The organism is Phytopseudomonas flavescens, from assembly GCF_900100535.1.
In the GTDB taxonomy this organism is placed as follows: Bacteria; Pseudomonadota; Gammaproteobacteria; order Pseudomonadales; family Pseudomonadaceae; genus Aquipseudomonas; species Aquipseudomonas flavescens.
In genome coordinates this window covers 75,674-98,835 of the sequence record NZ_FNDG01000002.1, presented here as the reverse complement: position 1 = coordinate 98,835, position 23,162 = coordinate 75,674, and the positions used below count along the sequence as shown (strand labels likewise).

At 63.5% G+C, this 23,162-nt stretch carries 18 protein-coding genes; 7 read left to right on the top strand and 11 right to left on the bottom strand.

What is annotated here, in order from left to right:
* From araD to chvE, 5 genes are all read right to left on the bottom strand, one after another.
* On the bottom strand, nt 1-1,746 hold the full coding sequence (gene araD / locus BLR94_RS02580) for an L-arabinonate dehydratase (RefSeq protein ID WP_084303401.1): 1,746 nt from the start codon (nt 1,744-1,746) through the stop codon (nt 1-3).
* A complete protein-coding gene (locus BLR94_RS02575) occupies nt 1,743-2,525 on the bottom strand; it encodes an SDR family NAD(P)-dependent oxidoreductase (RefSeq protein ID WP_084303402.1) in 783 nt (260 codons plus the stop codon). The genes araD and BLR94_RS02575 overlap by 4 nt, the downstream gene beginning before the upstream one ends.
* 70 nt (nt 2,526-2,595) lie before the next feature.
* Nucleotides 2,596-3,783 carry a multiple monosaccharide ABC transporter permease gene (mmsB, locus tag BLR94_RS02570; RefSeq protein ID WP_084303403.1) on the bottom strand — a complete coding sequence of 396 codons (1,188 nt, stop codon included), beginning with the start codon at nt 3,781-3,783 and terminating at the stop codon, nt 2,596-2,598.
* Nucleotides 3,784-3,797: 14 nt separating this feature from the next.
* On the bottom strand, nt 3,798-5,324 hold the full coding sequence (mmsA, locus tag BLR94_RS02565; RefSeq protein ID WP_084303404.1) for a multiple monosaccharide ABC transporter ATP-binding protein: 1,527 nt from the start codon (nt 5,322-5,324) through the stop codon (nt 3,798-3,800).
* Nucleotides 5,325-5,429: 105 nt separating this feature from the next.
* Nucleotides 5,430-6,494: a multiple monosaccharide ABC transporter substrate-binding protein gene (chvE, locus tag BLR94_RS02560; RefSeq protein WP_084303405.1), complete on the bottom strand. Its 1,065-nt coding sequence runs from the start codon at nt 6,492-6,494 to the stop codon at nt 5,430-5,432.
* 241 nt (nt 6,495-6,735) lie between these two features.
* Between chvE and BLR94_RS02555 the strand changes: the two genes are divergently transcribed.
* Nucleotides 6,736-7,680, top strand: coding sequence for a LysR family transcriptional regulator (locus tag BLR94_RS02555; RefSeq protein WP_084303406.1), 945 nt, complete (start codon nt 6,736-6,738; stop codon nt 7,678-7,680).
* 173 nt (nt 7,681-7,853) lie between these two features.
* Here the strand turns inward: BLR94_RS02555 and BLR94_RS02550 are convergent, their stop codons facing one another.
* A complete protein-coding gene (locus BLR94_RS02550) occupies nt 7,854-8,771 on the bottom strand; it encodes a LysR family transcriptional regulator (RefSeq protein WP_084303407.1) in 918 nt (305 codons plus the stop codon).
* Nucleotides 8,772-8,878: 107 nt separating this feature from the next.
* Between BLR94_RS02550 and BLR94_RS02545 the strand changes: the two genes are divergently transcribed.
* Nucleotides 8,879-9,874, top strand: coding sequence for an aldo/keto reductase (locus tag BLR94_RS02545; RefSeq protein WP_084303408.1), 996 nt, complete (start codon nt 8,879-8,881; stop codon nt 9,872-9,874).
* A gap of 49 nt (nt 9,875-9,923) precedes the next feature.
* Here the strand turns inward: BLR94_RS02545 and tpx are convergent, their stop codons facing one another.
* The 3 genes from tpx to BLR94_RS02530 form a co-directional block, all read right to left on the bottom strand.
* Nucleotides 9,924-10,424, bottom strand: a complete 501-nt coding sequence (tpx, locus tag BLR94_RS02540; RefSeq protein WP_084303409.1) for a thiol peroxidase — start codon at nt 10,422-10,424, stop codon at nt 9,924-9,926.
* 67 nt (nt 10,425-10,491) lie between these two features.
* On the bottom strand, nt 10,492-14,163 hold the full coding sequence (locus BLR94_RS02535) for a translocation/assembly module TamB domain-containing protein (protein ID WP_084303410.1): 3,672 nt from the start codon (nt 14,161-14,163) through the stop codon (nt 10,492-10,494).
* Complete coding sequence (locus BLR94_RS02530) at nt 14,160-15,893, bottom strand: autotransporter assembly complex protein TamA (protein ID WP_084303411.1); 1,734 nt, start codon at nt 15,891-15,893, stop codon at nt 14,160-14,162. The genes BLR94_RS02535 and BLR94_RS02530 overlap by 4 nt, the downstream gene beginning before the upstream one ends.
* Nucleotides 15,894-16,032: 139 nt before the next feature.
* Here BLR94_RS02530 and xthA point away from each other — a divergent pair, with 139 nt between their 5' ends.
* The 3 genes from xthA to BLR94_RS02515 all read left to right on the top strand — a co-directional run bounded on the left by xthA (nt 16,033) and on the right by BLR94_RS02515 (nt 19,444).
* Entirely contained in the window at nt 16,033-16,845 is an 813-nt protein-coding gene (xthA, locus tag BLR94_RS02525; RefSeq protein WP_084303412.1) for an exodeoxyribonuclease III, read from the top strand.
* Between the two features lie 79 nt (nt 16,846-16,924).
* Nucleotides 16,925-18,298, top strand: coding sequence for a substrate-binding domain-containing protein (locus BLR94_RS02520; RefSeq protein ID WP_084303413.1), 1,374 nt, complete (start codon nt 16,925-16,927; stop codon nt 18,296-18,298).
* A gap of 153 nt (nt 18,299-18,451) precedes the next feature.
* Entirely contained in the window at nt 18,452-19,444 is a 993-nt protein-coding gene (locus tag BLR94_RS02515) for a TerC family protein (RefSeq protein WP_084303414.1), read from the top strand.
* Between the two features lie 94 nt (nt 19,445-19,538).
* On the opposite strand, the gene BLR94_RS02510 is transcribed toward BLR94_RS02515, so the two are convergent.
* The gene (locus tag BLR94_RS02510) at nt 19,539-20,744 is read right to left on the bottom strand and encodes an acyl-CoA dehydrogenase (RefSeq protein WP_084303415.1); all 1,206 of its coding nucleotides are present in this window, start codon (nt 20,742-20,744) and stop codon (nt 19,539-19,541) included.
* A 140-nt stretch (nt 20,745-20,884) separates the two neighbouring features.
* Between BLR94_RS02510 and BLR94_RS02505 the strand changes: the two genes are divergently transcribed.
* The gene (locus BLR94_RS02505; protein WP_084303416.1) at nt 20,885-21,823 is read left to right on the top strand and encodes a LysR family transcriptional regulator; all 939 of its coding nucleotides are present in this window, start codon (nt 20,885-20,887) and stop codon (nt 21,821-21,823) included.
* Nucleotides 21,824-21,834: 11 nt separating this feature from the next.
* Here the strand turns inward: BLR94_RS02505 and BLR94_RS02500 are convergent, their stop codons facing one another.
* The gene (locus BLR94_RS02500) at nt 21,835-22,227 is read right to left on the bottom strand and encodes a lipoprotein (RefSeq protein WP_084303417.1); all 393 of its coding nucleotides are present in this window, start codon (nt 22,225-22,227) and stop codon (nt 21,835-21,837) included.
* Nucleotides 22,228-22,727: 500 nt separating this feature from the next.
* On the opposite strand from BLR94_RS02500, the gene BLR94_RS02495 reads away from it, so the two are divergent.
* The gene (locus BLR94_RS02495) at nt 22,728-23,042 is read left to right on the top strand and encodes a transcriptional regulator (protein WP_084303418.1); all 315 of its coding nucleotides are present in this window, start codon (nt 22,728-22,730) and stop codon (nt 23,040-23,042) included.
* Nucleotides 23,043-23,162: the final 120 nt, after the last annotated feature.

The window sequence follows — 23,162 nt, the reverse complement described above, 5'->3', positions numbered from 1 at the left end:
TCAGTGGCTGTCCTTGGGAATGCCGGCACCGCGGCAGCCCTTGAGGAAATCGAAGTCCGCTCCGCTATCGGCGCCCTCGACGTGGTCGTGGAACAGCTTGATGTAGCCGCTGGTCGGCGGCTCCAAGGTCGGCTGCCACTCGGCCAGGCGCTGACGCAGCTCAGCCTCGGGAATGTCCAGGTGAATGCGCCTGGCCTCCACGTCGAGCTCGATCATGTCGCCATCGCGCACCACCGCCAAAGGCCCGCCGGCCGCGGCTTCCGGCGTGGTGTGCAGAACCACGGTGCCGTAGGCGGTGCCGGACATCCGCGCGTCGGAGATGCGCACCATGTCGGTGATGCCCTTGCGCAGCACCTTCGGCGGCAGGCCCATGTTGCCCACTTCGGCCATGCCCGGGTAACCGCGCGGGCCGCAGTTCTTCAGCACCATCACGCAGTGTTCGTCGATATCCAGGCTCTCGTCGTTGATCTTCGCCTTGTAGTCGTCGATGTCCTCGAAGACCACGGCGCGGCCACGGTGCTGCATGAGGTGTGGCGACGCTGCCGAGGGTTTCAGCACGGCGCCGCGAGGTGCCAGGTTGCCCCGCAGCACGGCGATGCCGCCCTTGGCGGTGAGCGCCTGGTCCACCGGGCGGATGACATCCTCGTTCCAGTTGCGTACGCCCTTGACCTCCTCCCAGAGGGTTTCGCCGGATACCGTCAGTGCGCCCTTGTGCAGCTTGCCGCCCTCGCCGAGCATGCGGATCACCACCGGCAGCCCCCCGGCGTAGAAGAACTCCTCCATCAGGTATTTGCCCGAGGGCATCAGGTTGACGAGGGTGGGAATGTCCTGGCCGAGACGGTCCCAGTCGTCCAGGGTCAGGTCGACGCCCACGCGGCCAGCGATGGCCAGCAGGTGGATCACCGCATTGGTCGAGCCGCCGATGCTGCCGTTGACCCGGATGGCGTTCTCGAAAGCCTGGCGGGTCATGATGTCGGACGGTTTCAGGTCATCCTTTACCATCTGCACGATGCGCCGCCCGGTCAGGTGCGCGACCACCCGGCGACGGCTGTCCACCGCCGGAATCGCCGCATTGCCGGACAGCGCCATGCCCAGTGCTTCGGCCATGCTGGCCATGGTGCTGGCGGTACCCATGGTGTTGCAGGAGCCCGGAGAGCGGGACATCGACTGCTCGGCTTCGAGAAAATCCTCGCGGCTCATCTTGCCGGCCTTGATGTCTTCCGACATCTGCCACAGCGCGGTACCCGAGCCGACTCGCTCGCCCCGGAACCAGCCGTTGAGCATCGGCCCGCCGGACACCACGACGGCCGGGATGTCGACGCTCGCCGCGCCCATCAGCAGCGCCGGGGTGGTCTTGTCGCAGCCGGCCAGCAGCACCACGCCGTCCAGCGGGTTGGCGCGCAGCGCTTCTTCCACGTCCATCGCCGCCATGTTGCGGTACATCATCGCGGTCGGGCGCAGCGAGCTTTCCCCGGCGGAGAACACCGGAAATTCCAGCGGCAGGCCACCGGCTTCGTAGATGCCGTGCTTGACCCGTTCGGCAAGGTCACGCAGGTGCGCGTTGCAGGGGGTCAGTTGCGACCAGGTGTTGCAGATGCCGATCACCGGTCGGCCGTCGAACAGATCCGCCGGCAGCCCCTGATTCTTCATCCAGCTGCGGTGGTAGATGTGATCCCGCGAGTTGCCGCCGAACCATTCGGTGGAGCGCAGCTTGCGTGGCCATACCGCCGGTTTGAAGGTGCTCATACCCAGCCTCCGTCGACAATGAAATTCTGCGCCGTGCACATCGCCGCGGCGTCCGAAGCCAGGAACAACGCCATGTCGGCGATATGTTCGGGCAGCAGTTGGCCGGGCATGCACTGGTTCTGGCGGATCTGCTCCTTGGCCGACTCGTCGACCCACATGGCCAGCTGTTTCTCGGTCATCACCCAGCCGGGCACCAGGGTGTTGACGCGGATCCGCTCCTTGCCCAGTTCCCGTGCCAGGCCTCGGGTCAGGCCGTGGGTGGCGGCCTTGCTCGCCGCATACACCGGATAGCCGGCCGACGCCATCATCCAGCCCACCGAGCCGAAATTGATGATCGCGCCGCCGCCGGCCTGGCGCATCATCGGCACCACCGCCTGGGTGGCGAAGGTGGCATGGCGCAGGTTGACCGCGATCAGCTCGTCGAAGCGCTCGGCACTGATCGAATCCAGCGCGTGGCGAACGTCGTTGGCGGCGTTGTTGAGCAAGGCGGTGATCGGCCCGAACTGTTCGGCAATCTTGTGGATGGCCGCCTGATAGGCCTTGATGTCGGTGATGTCGCAGCGCAGGAAGCGCACCTGATGCCCCGCCTCGCTCAACTGGCTGGCCAGGGCCTGGCCGTGTTCGTCGTCGATATCGACGAACGCGGTGCGTGCCCCCTGACGGGCGAAGGCTTCCACCAATGCCCGGCCGATACCGGTGGCGCCACCGGAAATCAGCACGCTGCGCTCGGCCAGGTCGGCGTACGCGGCTTTGGCGGGGGTCGGACTCTGGCTATTCATGGCCTTTTACCTCGTGTTCGTCCCGTAACGCGCAGGCAGGGCTGGCGCGACGGGAGCGGATGGCTCCGCCTCAGCGGGATTTGTTCTTGTTGACCACGTCGAAGATCACTGCAGCCAGCAGCACCAGGCCCTTGATCACCTGCTGCCACTCGATGCCGATGCCGAGGATCGACATGCCGTTGTTCATCACCCCCATGATCAGGGCGCCGATCACCGCACCGATGATCTTGCCCACGCCACCGGACATCGATGCGCCACCGATGAACACCGCGGCGATCACGTCGAGTTCGAAGGACACCCCGGCCTTGGGCGTGGCGGTGTTCAGGCGCGCCGCGAAGATCAGCCCGGCCAGGGCGGCGAGCATGCCCATGTTGACGAAGGCGAAGAAGGTCAGCCGTTCGGTGTTGATGCCCGACAGCTTGGCCGCCTTGACGTTGCCGCCGATGGCGTAGATGCGCCGGCCCAGGGTGGTGCGGTTGGTCAGGAAGGTGTAGGCGCTGATCAGCAGGGCCATGATGATCAGCACGTTCGGCAGCCCCCGGTAGGTGGCCAGCAGGTAGGCGATGTAGACGATGGCGCTGGCAATCAGGCCGTTCTTGATGACGAAGAACAGCGCCGGTTCGTCGACGATGCCGTAGCGTTTGGCACGCCGCCGGGCACGCACGGCCAGGTAGATGATCAGCACGGCAGCCAGCGCGCCGAGCACGATGGCGGTGATGTTCGGCCGCGTATCGCTGAAGATGTCCGGGATGAAGCCGTTGCTCATCAACTGGAAGCTGCTCGAGAACGGGCCGATCGACTGACCATCGAGCACGGCCAGGGTCAGGCCACGGAACACCAGCATGCCGGCCAGGGTGACGATGAACGAAGGAATCTGCCAATAGGCGATCCAGTACCCCTGGGCAGCGCCGATCAGACAGCCCATCAGCAGGCACACCGGCACCACCAGCGAGGTCGACCAGCCCCATTGCACCATCATCACTGCGGCTGCGGCGCCGACGAAGCCGACCACCGAGCCCACCGACAGGTCGATGTGCCCGGAGACGATCACCAACAGCATGCCCAGGGCCATGATGATGATGTAGCTGTTCTGCAGGAACAGGTTGGTGAGGTTCACCGGGCGCATCAGGGTGCCGTCGGTGAGCACCTCGAAGAGCGCCATGATGACCACCAGGGTCATCAGCATGCCGTAGTCGCGCACGTGGTTCTTCAGGTGGGCCAGCAACGAAGGCCGGGCCGGTTGGGTTTTCGTATCCATTGCGTTCACCTCGCTCACGCCTTGACGATCATCGACATGATCTTTTCCTGGCTCGCCTCTGCGCGCGCCAGTTCGCCCAGGAAGGCACCTTCGTTCATGACGTAGATGCGGTCGCACATGCCCAGCAGTTCGGGCATTTCCGAAGAAATGATGATCACCCCCTTGCCGTCGGCGGCCAGCTGGTTGATCAGGCTGTAGATCTCGAACTTGGCGCCGACGTCGATGCCCCGGGTCGGCTCATCGAGAATCAGCACCTCGGGTTTGGCGAACAGCCATTTGCTCAGCACCACCTTCTGCTGGTTGCCGCCGGACAGGTTGAGCACCTTCTGGAACACCCCGGGCGTGCGGATGTGCAGCGCTTCACGGTACTGCTCGGCAACGCGGCGCTCGGCGTGCTCGTCGATCACCCCAGCGCTCGACACGCCAGGGAGGTTGGCCAGGGTGGTGTTGCAGAGGATGCTTTCGTCGAGCACCAGGCCGAGGGACTTGCGGTCCTCGGTGACGTAGGCGATGCCGTTGTCCACGGCGCGGCGCACCGTGGAGACGTCGATTTCCTTGCCGCGCAGGTGCACGGAGCCGGAAATATTGCGCCCGTAGCTCCTGCCGAACACGCTCATGGCCAGCTCGGTACGCCCTGCCCCCATCAGCCCGGCGATGCCCACCACTTCACCGGCCGCCACGCTGAGGTTGACATTGCGGATCATCTGCCGGGATGCCGACTCCGGGTGCCAGACGTTCCAGTCGCGGATCTCCAGCAGGGTTTCGCCGATCTCCGGAATGCGCTGCGGGTAGCGGTTCTCCATGTCGCGGCCGACCATGCCGCGAATGATGGTCTCTTCGCTGACCGCCTCGGCATGGCAATCCATGCTGCTGACCGACGCGCCGTCGCGCAGCACCGTGATGCTGTCGGCGACGCGGCTGACTTCGTTGAGCTTGTGGGAAATCAGGATCGAGGAAATCCCCTGGGCGCGAAACTCCAGCAACAGATCGAGCAGCTTCTGGCTGTCGTTCTCCTGCAGGGCCGCAGTCGGCTCATCGAGGATCAGCAGTTTGACGTCCTTGGCCAGCGCCTTGGCGATCTCCACCAGTTGCTGCTTGCCGACACCGAGCTTCTCGACCGGCGTGGTGGCGATCTCGTCGAGGCCGACCTTCTTCAGCAGCACCTCGGTACGCTGGTAGACCTCCGGCCAGTCGATCACGCCGTTGCTGGCGATCTCGTTACCGAGAAACAGGTTCTCGGCGATCGACAGCAGCGGCACCAGCGCAAGCTCCTGGTGAATGATGATGATCCCTTCCCGCTCGCTGTCGCGGATACCGCCAAAGGCCAGTGGCTTGCCTTCGTAGACGATCTCGCCCGCGTAGCTACCGTGGGGGTAGACACCGCTGAGCACCTTCATCAGGGTCGACTTGCCGGCGCCGTTCTCGCCGCACAGGGCATGGATCTCGCCGCGGCGCACCTTGAGATTGACGTCGTTCAGGGCTTTCACCCCCGGGAACGTCTTGGTGATGCCGCGCATTTCCAGAATGATGTCTTGCTGCATGGTTTTATCCGTCCGCAAGGCACACGCCAACCGCAGCGGGCGCGCCATGCTCAGGTAAACAGAGAGGTGGATGGCCGGCAGCGCCTGGCTGCCGGCGGAGTCACGCTACTGGACTTGCTTCTTGGTGTAGTAACCGCTGTCGATCAACACCTTTTCCCAGTTGCTCTTGTCGACCGTGACCGGCTGCAGCAGGTAGGCCGGCACGACTTTCTTGCCATTGTTGTAGGTCTTGGTGTCGTTGATCTGCGGCTCGCCGCCTTCGAGCAGCGCCTTGACCATGCCGACGGTCACTTCGGCGAGCTGACGGGTGTCCTTGAAGATCGAGGAATACTGCTCGTCGGCGAGGATGGACTTCACCGAGGGTACCTCCGAATCCTGGCCGGTCACTATGGGCATGGGCATATCGCCAGAACCGTAGCCAACCCCTTTCAGGGACGAGAGCACACCGATGGAGATGCCGTCGTAGGGCGACAGCACGCCGTCGAGGCGCTCCTTGGTGTAGTTGGCGGACAGCAGGTTGTCCATGCGCGACTGCGCGGTGGCGCCATCCCAGCGCAGGGTGCCGACCTTGCCCATGCCGGTCTGCCCGGAGAGGATCTTGATCTCGCCCTTGTCGATCAGCGGTTGCAGCACCGACAGGGCGCCGTCGTAGAAGAAGTAGGCGTTGTTGTCGTCTGGCGAACCGCCGAACAGCTCGACGTTGTAGGGGCCCTTGCCGCTCGCCTGCATGCCCTTGACCAGCGATTCGGCCTGCAGCACGCCGACTTTGGTGTTGTCGAAAGTGGCGTAGTAGTCCACGTACTGGCTGTCGCGGATCAGCCGGTCATAGGCGATGACCTTGATGTCCGCGGCGTTGGCGTTTTCCAGCGTGTTGGTGAGGGTAGTGCCGTCGATCGCTGCGATGACCAGAACATTGACGCCCTTGACCATCATGTTTTCGATCTGCGAAACCTGGGTGGGGATGTCGTCTTCGGCGTACTGCAGGTCGGCCTTGTAGCCGGCCTTCTCCAGTTGCTTGACCATGTTGTTGCCGTCGTCGATCCAGCGGGCGGACGACTTGGTAGGCATCGAGATACCTACGAAACCCTTTTCGGCAGCCCCTGCGGACACGGCACTCAACAGGCTGGCCCCCATGGCCACGGCAGCCACGAGCTTACGGACAGTGTTCATCAGCTTCTCCTGGGCGACGCCTGCTGTGGGCCAGGGCACACGCGACATCGCAGTTATTGTTGTTCGTTCAGCGAAGAGCTTTCCAAGCAGGCATGAAGATAGAACCAGCCGCCCATATCAATCAAATTCATATTACGCTCACCGCCATACCCATATTGGTATGCAGCGAATCGACAAGCGCCCTGCCCCGTCGCAGAATCCGTTCAGTGCCTCCGATAACGACAATAAAGTGAGAGCTGCCATGGATATCGGGATCGCCCGACACCTGAAGATTCCCCAGTTGCGCCTGATCGCCGCGATCGCCGAGCACGGCCAGCTCGGCCTGGCGGCGGACGAATTGACCATCACCCAACCGGCCGCCTCGCGCATGCTGGCGGACATCGAACAGACCCTCGGCGCACGGCTGTTCGAGCGCCATGCCAAAGGCATGCTGCCGACCCTGATCGGCCGGGCACTGGCCCAGCGTTCGCACAACATGCTGGTGGAGCTGCGTGACCTGGCGCAGGACGTCGAGGAGCTCAAGCGCGGCGAAGGGGGCATCACCACGGTGGGCGCGGTGACCGGGGCGGCGGTGGGCTTCGTGATCCCGGCGATTCGCCAGCTCAAGGCCATCTCGCCGCGGGCCGAGGTACACGTCAACGTGGCGGCCAGCGACGTGCTGGTGCACGACCTGGCCGCCGGCAAGAACGACTTCGTGCTCGCCCGCCTGCCGCGTGGCGTCAACCCGGCAGACTTCGAGGTATTTCCGGCACGCACCGAAACCCTCAGGCTGATGGTGCGCCAGGATCACCCGCTGGCCAACGTCGATCAGGTCACGCTGCACGACCTGTCACCCTACGAATGGGTGATGCAGAGCCACCGGGCACCGATCCGCGAAGCGATGGAGACGGCCTTTCTCAGCGCCGGGGCGCCGTTGCCGACCAACATCACCAACACCACCTCGCTGCTGGCGATGATCGCCATCCTGGTGTCGTCATCGGCCATCGCCCCGCTGGCCAGCGAGGTGCCTGAGCTGCTGCTCGGCGATCAGGTCGATGCCAGGCTGAAGGTCTTGCCGCTCAACGTGACCATCGAGATGTCGCCGTACTACCTGCTGCTGGTCAAGGGCCGCCAACTGTCGCCGGTGGCCAATCGCCTGCGCAGGCTGGTGGCCGCAGGCCTGAACGGGCCCGCATCCAGGTCCTAGGTGTTTGGTCCCGAAAAGTACCTGCGCTCGGTGATGCTTCGTTAAAAATCGGCTGGAATGCCAGCCCAGTCAAAATGCTCATTTGCAGCTCGTAAACTCGAATGCGAGCCCAGTCCGTTGCTCACCGATTTTTGCCTCGCCTGACCTGCGCTCGGAGGTTTTTCAGACAGAACCTAAAGCCTTTCCGGGCTCGAATCCTGGCGCTCGAATAGCGCTACCAGCCAATCGACGAACACGCGCACCCGCCGTGACAGTTGCCGATGCGCTGGATAGAGCGCCGTCAGCGCCATCGGTGCGGGGGGATATTCCGGCAGCACCTCGTGCAGCGTGCCGGCCAGCAACTGCTCACGAACGTGATACCGCGGCGCCTGGATGATTCCCATGCCGGCTTCACAGGCGGCCACGTACCCTTCGGAACTGCTGATGGCGATGGGGCCGGCGATCTCGACCTGTCGCCGCTCACCGTTTCTGGTGAAGTCGAAGGGAAAACGCCGGCCAGTGAGCGGCGAGACATAGTTCACCGCCTCATGGGTGCGCAACAGGCCATCCAGGTCGCACGGCATGCCATGCCGTGCGAGGTAGGCGCTGCTCGCGCAGGTGACCTGGGGCAGCTGCGCCAACGGCCGGGCGACCAGGCTCAGGTCATGCACATCGCCGGCTCGCACCACACAGTCCACGCCCTCGCGGATCAGGTCGACCGGCCTGTCACTGGCACCGATATCCAGCTCGATGCGCGGATAGCGTGCGCGGAAGTCCGGCAACGCAGGAATCACCACGCGGTGGCTGAGCGACGCCGGCAAATCGATCCGCAGACGTCCCTGGGGGTTGCTTCGTGCGTCGCAGAAGAGCGACTCGGCATCGTCGATATCGGCCAGCAGCCCCAGGCAACGCTGGTAATAGGCGCTGCCATCGAGCGTGGGGCTGACATGCCGGGTGGTTCGCTGCAGCAGTTGTGCGCCCAGATGTCGCTCCAGCTGCTTGATCAGCTGGGTCACCGACGCCCTGGGCAACCCCAGGCTATCGGCGGCTTTGCCGAAGCCGCCGAGTTCGACGATGCGCGTAAAGACCTGCATGGCGAGCAAGCGATCCATAGGATGATTATTTTCCAAAACCGAATAGTGCATGCATTTTTAGCGGCTTTATCCGGCCGAGCGCAACAACCAGACTGTAGCCTCTACAGTATTTCGAGGAGCAAGCCATGAAAACGCGTCAACTGGGCCGCGGTGGTCCGCATATTTCCGCCATTGGCCTGGGCTGCATGGGCATGAGCGACTTCTACACCGGCGACCGCGACGATCAGGAGTCCATTGCCACCCTGCACCACGCTCTGGAGCACGGCATCAACTTTCTGGACACTGCCGACATGTACGGCCCCTACAGCAACGAAGCGTTGCTCGGCCGTGCGCTGAAGGGCCGTCGTCAACAGGCGTTTCTGGCCAGCAAGTTCGGTATCGTTCGCGATCCTGCCGACGCGCACAAACGCGGTGTCAACGGTCATCCCGATTACGTGCGCAGTGCCATCGAGGGCAGCCTGAAGCGGCTGCACACCGACTACCTGGACCTGTATTACCAGCACCGTATCGACCCGCACGTGCCCATCGAAGACACCGTTGGCGCACTCGCCGAACTGGTCGCTCAAGGCAAGATCCGTCACATCGGCCTCAGCGAAGTCTCCCCGCAGACCTTGCGCCGCGCCCATGCCGTTCACCCGATCGCCGCGGTGCAGACCGAATACTCGCTGTGGACCCGCGACCCCGAGGAAAACGGCGTATTGGCAACCTGCCGGGAGCTGGGCATCGCCTTCGTGCCCTACAGCCCGCTCGGTCGAGGCTTCCTCACCGGCGCGCTGAAGAGCCCAGACGACTTCGCAGCGGACGATTACCGTCGCCACAGCCCGCGCTTCCAGGGTGCCAACTTCACCAGGAACCTGCAGCTCGTGACCGAGGTGCAAGGCATGGCATCCGACAAGGGCGTCAGCGCCGCACAGCTGGCGCTGGCCTGGGTGCTGGCCAAGGGCGACGATATCCTGCCAATCCCCGGCACCAAGCGCCGTCGCTATCTGGACGAAAACCTCGCCGCGCTGGATATCCGGCTGAGCGCAGATGACCTCTTGGCGCTGGAGGGGTTGTTTGCAACCAACGCGGTGGCCGGCGCTCGCTATGCCCCGGGCTCGATGAAAACGCTGCACCTCTGAAACGAAAACGGCCTGCGCAAGGCAGGCCGCTTCGGGCGCGGTGAGCAGCTTACTTGAGCACGGCCAGGGCCGCCTCGTAGTTCGGCTCGCTGCCGATCTCGGCAACCAGCTCGCTGTGCAGCACCTTGTCATGTTCATCCAGCACCACCACGGCGCGGGCCGCCACGCCGGCCAGCGGGCCGGAGCTCAGGGCCACACCGTAGTCCTTGAGGAATTCGGCGCCGCGCATGGTCGACAGGTTGATCACACTCTCCAGGCCCTCGGCACCGCAGAAGCGCGCCTGGGCGAACGGCAGATCGGCGGACACGCACAGCACGGCAGTGTTGGCCAGCTTGCTGGCTTCACTGTTGAAAGTGCGTACCGAGGTGGCGCAGGTCGGGGTGTCGACGCTGGGGAAGATGTTCAGCACTTTGCGCTTGCCCGCCAGACTGCTCAGGCTGACATCGGCCAGGCCGGCACCGACCAGGGTGAATCCAGGCGCCTGCTGACCGACTTGCGGCAGTTGGCCATCGACCTGAACTGGGTTACCACGCAGGGTTACTTGTGCCATGAAAACGATCCTTTTCTATGTGGGTAAAACACGCATGGGCGGTCATCCTACGTCAGGACGACCGTTGCTAGAAGTCACGTTTGTAGAACAGGTCCAGTGAACTCGCCAGGCCGCTCGCCGCCTCCAGATACAGGCGCCGGCTGAGTGCATAACGCAGCGCCACGGTGTTCACCGGCTCGAACACGCCGACGCCGTAGCGCAGGCTCAGCCGCTCCGAGAGGTTGCCGCTGGCGACCACGCTGGTGGTGTTGCCGCTGCCTTCGGTATCCAGCTGGAAGTCCTGGATGCCCAGGCTCTGCGCGACCGAGCCGGTCACCCCGGAACTGCCGGCCACCCCCAGCGCCAGCGCCGCCTGGGCCAACATGTTGTTGTCTTCGCTGCCGGTCGACAGCGGCCGCCCCAGTACCAGGTAGGACAGGGCCTGCTCCTGGCTCATCGCCGGCTCGGAAAATACCTCGGTGCGCGGCTGATCGGCACTGCCAGTCAGGCGCAGACCGGCCACCACTTCGTCGACCTTGCGGATAGCCTCTATATCCAGGAACGGCTGGTCGATGGGACCGGCGAACAGCAGGCGCGCTCGGCGGATGGTCAGTCGCTGGCCGTAGCCACGGAAATTGCCCTTGTTGAGGTTCAGCTCGCCACGGGTGTCCAGGTCGTCACCGACGTGGACCCGTCCAGCCAACTCGGCGTTGAGGCCGAAGCCGCTGAACGTCAGCTTGTCGCTGCCCACCTCGACGTCGATGTCCATGCGGATCGCCACGGCCTGCTGCTCGCGGGCCTCGGCACCGACGATGACCGCGTCGTCCGAGACCTTGACCGTCGAAGGCGGCAATTCGCGCACCACGATCTTGCCACGGGGAATGGAGACCTTGCCGCTGACCGACAGTTGATCGTCGGCTAGGTGCACCTGCATGTCAGGTTCCACCTCCAGGTTGGCGTAGGGTTCGACCGCCACTGGCAGGCGGCTACCCTGCACGCTCAGGCTACCGCTCAACTGCTCGGCCCAGGCCAGTGCGCCTGTCAGCGTCCCCTGGCCCTGCTCGCCACTGCGCCAACTGCCGTTGAGCTGCAGGCTTTCGCCAGCGATCAGTGCGCGGACCTGCAGGTTCTCGAAACTGGTCGGTAATTCACCACCGGAGATGTCCCCGTCGCTGAGCGCCAGTTCACCATTGACCAAGGGCTTCATCAGCTCGCCGGACAGCCTGCCACTGCCATCCAGGCGGCCGGACAGGCGTTCCACCGCTGGCACGAACGGCCGCGCGATGGCCAGATCGAGCCCCCTGAGGCGGAACTGCCCGGACAGCGGCTTGCTCTGCACGCGTGGATCGAGCTGCGCCTGCACCGACAGCTCGCCGAGCTTCGGCCCGCGCAGGTTCAACTCGGCGTCGATGCGCTGAGGTTTCAGCTCGCTGCTCAGGCGCAGGCTGTCGTAGGTGAAGTCCACCCATTGCCCGGCGTCGCGGGCCCGCCAGGTGCCGCTGCCGGCATCCACCACTACCCGCCCGCTGGGACCGGCGGCGGGCAGATCCAAGTGTACGTCGGCATTGAGCTTGCCCACCCAGGCGAAATCCTTGGGGAACCATGGCGACAGGCTGTCGAGAGGGAAATCGGCAAGCCGATAACGAATTTTCGGCTGCGGCTGCAGGCGCTGGTTCTCACCGCACAGGCTGGCCTCGCCAGAACGCAGGCAATGTGCGCCGAGGTCGATCTCACCGCTGGCCAGGCGCACCAGGGAGGCAGGTTGTTGCAGGCGCCAATCCTGACCACCGGCCTGCACCTCGGCGCGGCTCAGGCGACCGCGCCAGGTGCCCCGATCAAGGGCGCCATCCAGCGCCAGGCTGGTCTGCAGCTGGGGGCCCTGGACACTCAGATCCATCTGCTGCTGGCGGCGATTGCCAAGGCCGTTGACTGTCAGGTCACCCACCAGGGTATCGCCGCTGGCGATCCCCAGGCCACGCAGTTGCACCTTGGCCTGCCCGTTGGTATCCAGGGTGGCGTCCAGCCCGAGCTGGCGCAGACGGGTGTCCTCGAAGGCCAAGCCCTGACCGTTCAGGTCGAGTGTGCCCTGAGGGGCTTGCAGGTTGCCAGCCAGATCGAGACGGCCAGTGGCCTGCCCCTGCAAACCTGGCCACAGCTGGCCGAGGCGGTTGAGGGCGATGCGCAGCTCGCCCTGCAAGCGCTCGTCGAGCTGGCCGCTGCCGTCGATACGGTTGTCGCCCAGGCGCACGCTCAGCGCACTCAGCTCCCAGCGTTCTCCAGCGCCGGCTACCGTGGTCTGCAGCTGTGCCGGCTGACCACGCAGGCGCCCCTGCAGATCGAGGTCACCAGTCAGTTCCAGGCGCCCGTCGAGCAGTTGCCCCTTGCTGCGCACCGGCCCGGCGATGCGCCCGGGCAGCTCGGCGACCCAATAGGCGGGGTCGAAATCGCCGACCTGCAATTGCGCATCCCAGCGCACCGCCTCGGTGAAACCCAGGGTCAGTTGGCCGTCGATGGTTCCCCGGCCGGCACGAATCTGCAGTTGCGGCATGTGAACCTGCTGCAAGTCCCCGCTGAGCGGTGTCTTCACGCTGAAAGCACCTGCCGGGCCATCGAGCGCGGCGTCCAGGTTGCCCAGATAATTGCCGTCGTCGTAGGCCAGGTCGCCAGTCAGCTTCTTCAGCGTGACCGGTGGCGCCTCTTCCAGCGGATACAGGCGCAGCCAGGGGAAGTCCTGCCAGTCGATATGGGTATCGGCGCTGAAGCCTTGCTGCCAGTCCAGGCGCCCATCGATCGCCAGGTACTGGCTCTGCGCGGCAGACAGGCGCAGGGTGGCGATGTCCGCGCCCTTGGCATCGACGCGGCCGCGCAGCGCCAGGGCGACCGGGCCACCCTCGGCAGGCAGAGTAGCGCCGCCATCGATGCCGTAACCGTCCTGCAGATTGCCCGCTGCCCGCAAGGTCAAACCGTTCAGTCGCAGGGTATCGGGCAGTGATGCATCGGCCTTGAAGCCGTCGGCGGTGAACGTCAGTGTCGCCGGAAGGTGCTCGACCAGCGGCTGAATCTCACCACTCAGGTGCCCTGCCAGGTAGCCGCTGCTGTCGACCGCCAGCGCCAGGCGCTGACGCAGATCGCCCTCGACCCGCAGTGCCAGGCTCCATTCCTTGCCATCCGGCGACGGCAACGCAGCACTGCCCTGCAAGCTCAGCGGCCATTCGCCTTCTGGCAGCAGCCTGCCCTGCAGGTCGACGATCAGATCGTCACGCTGCACGTGCAGCTTGCTGATGTTCAGGCCGTCGCTCGCCCAGTTGGCCGCGAGTTCCAGCTCCTGCAACTGGTCGTCACCGTTGAACTGCAGGCTGCCGATCCACACCTCACCGACCTGCACGGCCAGCGGCAGGTCGAGCTGCGGCAGGCTGAAGGGCTCTTCGCTCGGCGCTGCGTCGCTGGCCGCCAGGTTCAGCTCGATGCGTTCGCTGCGTAGCGTATCGATGCAGAGGGTCAGGCGCAGCAGGCAGGTGGGCGACCAGTCGAACATCGGCTGGCGCACCAGCACCTGATCGTCGCCCTGGCGCCAGAGCAGTTGCTCGGCCGTCCAGTGGCCGCCCAGGCGTCCTTCGAAGCCATCCACCTGCAGGCCAGGCACCAGGCCCAGGGTCCAGCGGCTGCCGGCCGAAGTGGCCAGCATCCACACCAGCAGCACGAGCAGCAGCGCCAGCAGGCTCGCCAGGCTCAAGCCGGCATACTTGAGTGCCCGCTTCACAATTCCGGCCCCATGGAGAAATGCAGCCGCACGCCGCCGTCGTCATCCAGCGGGTGTGCCAGGTCGAGGCGCAGCGGCCCTACCGGCGACACCCAGCGCATACCGATACCCACCGCACTCTTGAGCGTCGGCATGCTCAGCGAATTGAAGGCATTGCCGGTGTCGTAGAAGGTCGCCACGCGCCATTTGTCGGCAACGCGGTACTGGTACTCGCCGCTGGCGGCAAACAGATAGCGCGCGCCGATCTTGTCGCCCTGGTTGTTCTCCGGCGACAGGCTCTGATAGTCATAACCGCGCACGCTCTGGTCACCCCCGGCGAAAAAGCGCAGCGAGGGCGGCACCGAGGAATTGAACCCCTTGGACTCGGTACCGCCAAACTGTGCCCGGGCGAGGAAGCGATGATTGTGCCACAAGGTGGTCAGGCCCTTGAGCAGTACGTTGCCATGCACGACATCGGAATCGGCCAGCAGCCCCTGCTTGGCCACCGACGCATCGAACTGCAGGCGATAGCCATGATTGGGGTCGATGCGGTTATCGCTGCGCAGGTAGGAATAGCTGATACCGGGCATCAGCAGGGTGCTCAGCCCCGAGTCGTCACCCAGGCGGTATTCCTCACGCTGCCACTTCAGCGAGATCACCCGCTGCCAGCCACTGTCGAGCCGACTGTGCCATTCCGGGCCAACGGTCAGCAGACGGCTCAGGCTGTCGGTGTCGGCGATCTCCTCATACTGGTAGCCACCGGCCATGCGCAGCTTGTCGGTCAGCGGCGGATCCAGCGGCACGTCGTACCACAGGCCAACGTTCTGCCGCGGTGCTGACAGTTCCATTTCCGCGCCGTAACTGTGCCCTTGCGGATTGGCCCAGTGCCGCTCCCAGTTGGCACGGCCACGGGGGCCGACATCGGTGGAAAAGCCGATCCCAAGGCCCATGGTGCGCGGCAGGCGTGTCTGCAGGTGGACCTTGACCGGAATCACCTGCTGTTCGGCCACGGAGGGGCTGGCATCGACCCGCACCGACTCGAAGTAACCGCTGGAGCGCAGCGCCTGGTAGAGCTCGGCGATACGTTCGGAATCGTAGGGCGTATCGGCGGCGAATGGCACCATGCGTTGCAGCAGGTCATCATCGAACGGCATGTCGCCTTCGAACACCACACTGCCGAGGATGTAGCGCGGGCCACTGTCGTAGATCAACTCGATATCGGCCAGTCCGGCCTGGGGATCGATACTCAGGCGCTGCCGGGTGAAACGTCCACGGAAAAAACCGTAGCGCGATGCCTGGTTCTGAATGTGCCGTTTGGCCGCCTCGTAGCGGCCATGATTGAGCCGAGCGCCCTGAACGAGCTGCGCATCCTTGGGGATCTGAAAGGCGCTCATCTGGGCGGCCGGCCCGTCGACCCGGACGGTCACGCTGCCGATGCGTACCGGCTCGCCGGGAACGATGCGCAGGTTCAGGCGCGGCGGCGTCTGCTCGACGACGTCGGTGCTGATCTGAGCATGGTAGTAACCCAGTGCCTGGGCGGCTTTTTCCGCCTGGCTCTCGACCACGCGCCGCAGGCGCTGCAGGGCCTGCGCATCACGTTCGCCGAGGCTGCCGATGTAACCCTCCACATTGCTTTTCAAGGCATTGTTGGCAGGCTGCACACTGACCACCAGACGAGCGTCTTCGGCCAGCAGTGCCGAACTGAATACCAACAGGGCGCATCCCGCGCCTAATGTAGAAATAACTCTCATGGCGGCGATGCTATCACGGCGACTGCGCTATTCCAGTGCCCGCGCGAATCCAGCCACTCCCCGGCCCTGCGGCTTGCACTGAAACGTCAACAGCCCCTAGCATCGCGGCTTTACTGCCCGACTCATCAGGATCGCCGACATGAAACTCGTTTCCTTCAATATCAACGGCTTGCGGGCACGTCCGCATCAACTCGCGGCGCTGATCGAAAAGCACCAGCCGGATGTCATCGGCCTGCAGGAAACCAAGGTCAGCGACGATCAGTTCCCCGAGGCGGAAATCCGCGCCCTGGGTTACCACGTCCACTACCACGGCCAGAAGGGCCACTATGGCGTGGCCCTTCTGTCTCGCCAGGCTCCGCTGGAGCTGGTCAAGGGTTTTCCCGACGACAGCGAGGACTCCCAGCGGCGCTTCATCTACGGCACCTACGCCGACGCGCAGGGCAACCCGATCACCGTGATGAACGGCTACTTTCCCCAGGGCGAGAGCCGCGACCATCCCACCAAGTTCCCCGCCAAGCAGCGTTTCTACGCCGACCTCCAGGCGCTGCTGAACGGTCGTTTCACCCACCAGCAGCCGTTGATCGTCATGGGTGATATCAATATCTCCCCGCAGGATTGCGATATCGGTATCGGCGAGGTCAACCGCAAGCGCTGGCTGAAGACTGGAAAATGCAGCTTCCTGCCAGAGGAACGCGAGTGGCTGGCGACGCTCAAGGGCTGGGGCCTGGTCGACAGCTTCCGTGTGCTGAACCCGCAGGTCGACGACCGCTTCAGCTGGTTCGACTACCGCAGCCGCGGCTTCGAGGACGAGCCCAAGCGCGGCCTGCGCATCGACGTGATCCTCGCCTCCCAGGTATTGCAGGAACGCCTCAAGGACGCCGGTATCGACTACGATCTGCGGGGCATGGAGAAGCCTTCGGATCACGCCCCCATCTGGCTGGAACTGAGCTGACGCAGACAGTCATCTTGCGGTCATTTTTCCGTCTTATCGTCGCAGCACTTCAGCCATCGCCCTTCAAGGTGCTTGCCGCATGCTGCGCGCCCCCCTCTGTGAACGAGAAATCTGGAACCGAACCGCTACTTTCCTGCTGCTCGGTTTCGTCTTTTACCTGAGCCCCTGGACGGCATTCGCCGCCCCGCCGCCCAGCACGGACAGCCCGGCGCTGCGTATCCAGGGCTCCAACACCATTGGTGCCCGGCTGGGCCCCGCGCTGGTCAGGGGGCTGATGCAACAGCAGGGCCTGAGCAATATCCGTACGCTCACCTCCCAGGAAAACGAACAGGTTATCTCTGCCATGAACGCAGCGGGCCGCACAGTGAGCGTGGAAATCGCCGCCCACGGTTCGGGCACCGGTTTCAGTGCCCTGAACCAGGGCAACGCCGAGCTCGCGGCCTCGTCACGGCCGATCAAGGACAGCGAAGTGGCGATGCTCTCGTCGCTGGGCAATATGAAAAGCCGCGATGCCGAACAGGTCATCGCCATCGATGGGTTGGCCATCATCCTGCATCCGGACAATCCGCTCAACGCCATCAGCACCGAGCAGTTGGCGCGGATATTCTCCGGCGAAATAAGCGACTGGGCACAGGTGGGCGGTCGCCCCGGCGCCATCAACCTGTACGCCCGGGACGACCACTCCGGTACCTTCGATACCTTCAAGGAGCTGGTGCTCAGCGCCCATGGCGAACAGTTGTCAGGCAAGGCCGAACGCTTCGAATCCAGCGAGCGGCTTTCCGACTCGGTCGCCGCGGATGCAAACGGCATCGGCTTTATCGGCCTGCCCTACGTGCGCAAGGCCAAGGCAGTGGCCATCGCCGCCGGTGCGTCGCAGCCGATGCTGCCCAGCGAAAGCCTGATCGCCACCGAGGATTACCCCCTGTCCCGGCGCCTGTTTCTGTACGGTCCGGCGAGAAACGCCAGCCCATGGGCGCAAGCCCTGCTGCAGTTCGCCCAGAGCCCACAGGGCCAGGAGATCGTCGCGCAGAATGGTTTCATCGCGCAGACCGTGCAGGCGCTCAGCGTCGAGGCCACGCCAGACATGCCTGCTGCCTATCAGGCCCTGGCCCGGGAGGCCAGGCGGCTGTCGGTGAACTTCCGCTTCCAGGAAGGCAGCGCCAGCCTCGACAACAAGGCCCAGCAGGACCTGCGCCGGGTGCTCGATTACCTGAAGCAGCACGACAAGCTGCAGCGAAAGGTGGTACTGGTCGGTTTCGGCGACCCGAAGGCCGCGTCGGCACGCGCCGAACTCTTGTCCAAACTGCGCGCCATGGCGGTGCGGCGCGAACTGGCACGCGAGGGTGTGGTGATGCGGGAAGTCGCCGGCCTCGGCGATGAACTGCCGGTGGCCGATAATGCCGGCGACAGCGGCAGGTTCAAGAACCGCCGCGTGGAAGTCTGGGTGTATTGATTTTTCGGAACCCGGCAAGCACTTGCTCTGCCACGCGATCCATCCTAGCCTTGACAGCATGTGGCGCCGGGCCCCTCTGGCGATGAGTCCACCTCATCGTGATGTCGGAGTCACTAAGTTGACTATCAACTTAGGCATCGACAGGGAGGGCCCATGACAGCTCTACATGCCTTTATGTCCACGCCGTTTCTCGGCACCCCGTACTATTTCTGGATGGCATTCGTCGTCATCGTCTTCGCGCTGCTGATCTTCGATCTCGGCGTCCTGCACCGCGACCAGCACGAAATCGAGATGCGCGAGAGCCTGCTACTCTACGCCGGCTATTTCAGCGTCGGCGTAGCGTTCGGCGGCTGGGTCTGGTGGGAGCTTGGCGCGACCAAGGCGCTGGAGTTCTACACCGGCTTCCTGGTCGAACAGTCGCTGTCGATGGACAACGTGTTCGTCATGGCGATGATCCTCGGCTTCTTCGGCATTCCCCGCAAGTACCAGCACCGCGTGTTGTTCTGGGGAATCATCGGTGTGGTCGTGCTGCGAGCGATCATGATCGGCCTGGGAGCGGCCCTGGTTCAGGAGTTCGACTGGATTCTCTATGTGTTCGGCGCGTTTCTGCTGTTCACCGGCATCAAGATGCTGTTCAGCAAGGACCATGACGAGCATCCGGATCTGTCGCAGAACAAAATGCTGATCTTCCTGCGCCGGCACATCCGCGTCACCGATGACCTGCACGGCGGCAAATTCCTGGTGCGCCAGCAGGATCCCGGCAGCGGCAAGATACTGCTGTTCGCCACCCCGCTGCTGCTGGCGTTGGTATTGATCGAGTTGGCGGATCTGGTGTTCGCCGTGGACAGCGTGCCGGCGGTGTTCGCCATCACCCAGGATCCATTCATCGTCTATACCTCGAACATCTTCGCGATTCTCGGCCTGCGTGCATTGTATTTCGCACTGGCGGCACTGATGCATCGTTTCGTGTACCTCAAGTACGCGCTGGCGATCGTGCTGATGTTCATCGGCTGCAAGATATTCCTGCATGGTTTCATCAAGGTTCCGGCCCTGCTCTCGCTGAGCGTTACCCTGGCGGTGCTGGCCGGTGGCGTGGTGCTGTCGCTGCTGAAAACCCGCGACAAGAAGCCCGCCGGGACAAACTGACCTGGCCGCCGCGCGAAGATCGAACACGCAGTCGAGAGCGACGGCCTGCACGGGTACCGGGGGCTCGGTAAGCCGCCCGGTACCCGTGCCGGTCCTATTTCACGTACTTGCCCAATTCGTATTTGCCGATTGCCGCACGGTGTACTTCGTCCGGGCCATCGGCGAGGCGCAGGGTACGCTGCATCGCGTACCAGTAAGCCAACGGAAAATCAGCGCTGACCCCTGCTCCGCCGTGCATCTGGATGGCACGATCGATCACCTTCAACGCCACGCTGGGCGCTACGACCTTGATCTGTGCGATCTCGCTGGCAGCCACTTTATTGCCGACCGTATCCATCATGTAAGCCGCATTCAGCGTCAACAGGCGTGCCATGTTGATCTCCATGCGTGAGTCGGCGATCAGGTCGATGTTGCCACCGAGCCGCGCCAGCGGCTTGCCGAACGCATTGCGCTGCAAGGCTCGCTCGCACATCAGCTTGAGTGCCCGCTCGGCCATGCCGATGGAGCGCATGCAATGGTGGATGCGCCCGGGCCCCAGGCGCCCCTGGGCGATCTCGAAACCGCGCCCCTCGCCAAGTAGAACGTTGCCATAGGGAACACGAACGTCCTCGAAGAGCACTTCAGCGTGGCCGTGAGGGGCATCGTCATAGCCGAACACCGGCAGTGGCCGAACCACCTTCACGCCAGGTGTATCCATGGGTACCAGAATCATCGAATGTTGCTGATGACGAGGCCCCTCGGGGTTGGTGAGTCCCATGAAGATCATGATCCTGCAGCGCGGATCGCAGGCACCCGAGGTCCACCACTTGCGCCCATTGATCACCCAATGATCACCATCACGTACTGCGCGGGCCTGCATATTGGTCGCGTCAGACGAGGCGACCTCCGGTTCGGTCATGGCGAATGCAGAACGGATCTCCCCGCTGAGCAACGGATCGAGCCACTGACGTTTCTGTTCTTCACTGCCATAGCGCACCAAGACTTCCATGTTGCCGGTATCCGGTGCCGCACAGTTGAACGGCTCGGCGCCAATCAGCGAGCTGCCCATGATTTCCGCCAGCGGCGCATAGTCGCTGTTGTTCAACCCCGCACCGCGCCCGGAGTCGGGCAAGAACAGGTTCCACAAGCCTTCGCCTTTCGCCTTGTCCTTGAGCTGCTCCATGATCGCCGTCGGCTGCCAGCGATCCCCCTCGGCCACCTGGCGCTCGAATACCGCTTCGGCGGGATAGACATGAGCCTCCATGAAAGCGCTGATGCGTTCACGCAGCTGCTGAACCTGGGGGGAATAGGCGAAATCCATGGCACACCTTCGGCTGCTTTTCGTGTGCAGGGGATGCTAGTGGACGGCGCTTGATTTATCGAAGCTATTTTCGGCGTGTATTAACATTCATCACCGATATAAGATCGTCACACAACAACAACGTGCGGAGTCGCTCAGGCATGAACCTGAACAAGGTGGATCTCAATCTTTTCGTGGTCTTCGATGCCATCTACAGCGAAGCCAATCTGACCCGGGCCGGACAGATCGTCGGCATCACCCAGCCGGCAGTATCCAACGCCCTGGCGCGCCTGCGGGAAACCTTCAACGACCCACTGTTCGTGCGCACCGCACAGGGCATGGTGCCGACGCCCATGGCGCAAAACATCATCACGCCCGTACGCACCGCGCTGCAGCAGTTGCGTATCTCGGTTCAGGAGAGCCGCACCTTCAACCCCGCGCAGGCGAACAAAAGCTTTCGCATCAGCATGACCGACCTGACCGAAGCCGTGGTCTTGCCACCGCTGTTCCAGCGCCTGCGTCGTCAGGCACCGAACGTGACCATCGAAAGCATGCTCGTGCGCCGCCGTGAGACCACCAAGGAGCTGGCTGCCGGACGACTGGACTTCGCCGTCGACGCGCCGCTGAACATTGATCCGCAGGTGCGCCACGTCAAGCTGATGGAGGACCGATACGTTTGTGCGATGCGCCACGGTCACCCACTGAGCCAAGAGAAGCTCAGCCTGGAGAAGTACCTCTCACTGACCCATATCCACATTTCCAGCCGCCGTAGCGGCCTCGGCTACGTTGACCTGGCGCTGGGCAAGATGGGCATCCAGCGACGCATCGCACTACGCTCACAGCATTACCTCATGGCATGCCGTGTGATGCGAGACACCGACATGGCGATCACCGTGCCCGAGCGTTTCGCCCGGGACAACGATCTGCACTTCAGCGAATTGCCGGTTGCCAGCATTCCGCTGTTGGAAACCCATCTCTACTGGCATGAAAGCACGGATCAGGATCCTGCCAATCGCTGGATGCGTGAGCAGATCATCGAGATCTGCCAGCGCATCACCGCCGAGGAGCGCAAGGTCTGCGTCGCAACGGCGACCAGCTAGCCTGGCAGGTCTCAGCTGGAGTAATCGAGAACCGTCCAGACTCGCGTCAGACCTTCGCCGATCACGCAGCCCGAACCGCCCAACTGATTGTTGTCATGCAGGGTCATGCGGGTGGTCACACCATCCGCGGCGTCCTGTCGCTCGACCAGCCACTGCACCTTGCCGCAGTTAGGCGTATCGATCACGTAACTGGCGGCGACTGGCGCATCGCTGCTGGCCAGCTTGATCGCATCGACCACCACGCCATGTTCTTCCACGCGCTTGCCGTCTGAAACCAGAACCGCCCATGCCTGACTGTCTTCGATGATCAGGTAGTTGGCATTGACCCTGGGTTGTTCGACATGAGGCTGCACGCAGCCTGTCAGCGTCGCCAGCAGCACAATTGTCATGAGTATCTGTTGCATTGTCTGTAGCCCTCGGCATCGGCCGCGCGCGCTGTAAAGCGCTCGCGGATATGGGAGTCATGAAGCGTCGGAGCTGACTATCACCGAATACTGTTTATTTGTACAGTACTTTTGTTTTACCCTAGAGTCTGTTGACGTTTCAGCGCAAGCCGCGTCGCAGCGAGAAATCTCGCCAGGCCCGGGCGGCGATCCGCGAGGCGAAGGACGCAGAGAATGGACTAGCCGTCCGCGACTAGCCGTCCGCGTGTTCCCTTTTCAAGTCCTCCAACGACGCATGGCGAATTTCCCGCGCAACCAGTACGCCGGGCCAGTTTGCGCGACGCAGCGTTACTCGGTGGCTCATTTGGCCAACCAAACTTCGCACCTCGTGCCTTGCCTCGCGCAAAAACTGGCTCCGGTGCGTTCGTGCTGAAACGTCAACAGACCCTAAAAGTCGCCATCACCGATCGAAATCCGGGATCGCCCCGGCCGGGATCAAGGCGTAGAGCAGGAGCCCAACTATGCTGGACGTAATGCAACTCAAGCACTCGATCAACCGGATGCAACTGGACAAGGTTCGGCCCATCGTCGAGGAACTGCATCTGGAGGGCATCGTTACCGAAGGTAAAACGCCCTTCAACCGCCTGCACTTCAATACCTGCTTTGCCGAGATCGAAGCCTTGCTGCAACGTGCGGGGTATCACAGGCAACTGGATGTAGTGGGTTACCAGGGCCTGGCCTACGCGATGTTCGACCCCAATCGTTGGGAAGCCGTGGAGGTGTTGCGCTGGCTGAGGGACTATGTAGAGGAGGCCCATGCCTGCCCTGCCCCCTAACGGGCGCCCTGCAGGCAGCCATGCACGCTAATGGCCCATCCAATGGAAAATCCCTGCTCGAAAAGGCTCGGCTTTTCATTGTGATGTGATATGGCGCGATAGTTGCTGTATCATCTATGC

What these genes read in the sequence shown, in the direction of transcription:
- araD (WP_084303401.1), bottom strand. Translation starts at nt 1,746, where the DNA reads ATGAGCACCTTCAAACCGGCGGTATGGCCACGCAAGCTGCGCTCCACC.
- BLR94_RS02575 (WP_084303402.1), bottom strand. Translation starts at nt 2,525, where the DNA reads ATGAATAGCCAGAGTCCGACCCCCGCCAAAGCCGCGTACGCCGACCTG.
- mmsB (WP_084303403.1), bottom strand. Translation starts at nt 3,783, where the DNA reads ATGGATACGAAAACCCAACCGGCCCGGCCTTCGTTGCTGGCCCACCTG.
- mmsA (WP_084303404.1), bottom strand. Translation starts at nt 5,324, where the DNA reads ATGCAGCAAGACATCATTCTGGAAATGCGCGGCATCACCAAGACGTTC.
- chvE (WP_084303405.1), bottom strand. Translation starts at nt 6,494, where the DNA reads ATGAACACTGTCCGTAAGCTCGTGGCTGCCGTGGCCATGGGGGCCAGC.
- BLR94_RS02555 (WP_084303406.1), top strand. Translation starts at nt 6,736, where the DNA reads ATGGATATCGGGATCGCCCGACACCTGAAGATTCCCCAGTTGCGCCTG.
- BLR94_RS02550 (WP_084303407.1), bottom strand. Translation starts at nt 8,771, where the DNA reads ATGGATCGCTTGCTCGCCATGCAGGTCTTTACGCGCATCGTCGAACTC.
- BLR94_RS02545 (WP_084303408.1), top strand. Translation starts at nt 8,879, where the DNA reads ATGAAAACGCGTCAACTGGGCCGCGGTGGTCCGCATATTTCCGCCATT.
- tpx (WP_084303409.1), bottom strand. Translation starts at nt 10,424, where the DNA reads ATGGCACAAGTAACCCTGCGTGGTAACCCAGTTCAGGTCGATGGCCAA.
- BLR94_RS02530 (WP_084303411.1), bottom strand. Translation starts at nt 15,893, where the DNA reads ATGAGAGTTATTTCTACATTAGGCGCGGGATGCGCCCTGTTGGTATTC.
- xthA (WP_084303412.1), top strand. Translation starts at nt 16,033, where the DNA reads ATGAAACTCGTTTCCTTCAATATCAACGGCTTGCGGGCACGTCCGCAT.
- BLR94_RS02520 (WP_084303413.1), top strand. Translation starts at nt 16,925, where the DNA reads ATGCTGCGCGCCCCCCTCTGTGAACGAGAAATCTGGAACCGAACCGCT.
- BLR94_RS02515 (WP_084303414.1), top strand. Translation starts at nt 18,452, where the DNA reads ATGACAGCTCTACATGCCTTTATGTCCACGCCGTTTCTCGGCACCCCG.
- BLR94_RS02510 (WP_084303415.1), bottom strand. Translation starts at nt 20,744, where the DNA reads ATGGATTTCGCCTATTCCCCCCAGGTTCAGCAGCTGCGTGAACGCATC.
- BLR94_RS02505 (WP_084303416.1), top strand. Translation starts at nt 20,885, where the DNA reads ATGAACCTGAACAAGGTGGATCTCAATCTTTTCGTGGTCTTCGATGCC.
- BLR94_RS02500 (WP_084303417.1), bottom strand. Translation starts at nt 22,227, where the DNA reads ATGCAACAGATACTCATGACAATTGTGCTGCTGGCGACGCTGACAGGC.
- BLR94_RS02495 (WP_084303418.1), top strand. Translation starts at nt 22,728, where the DNA reads ATGCTGGACGTAATGCAACTCAAGCACTCGATCAACCGGATGCAACTG.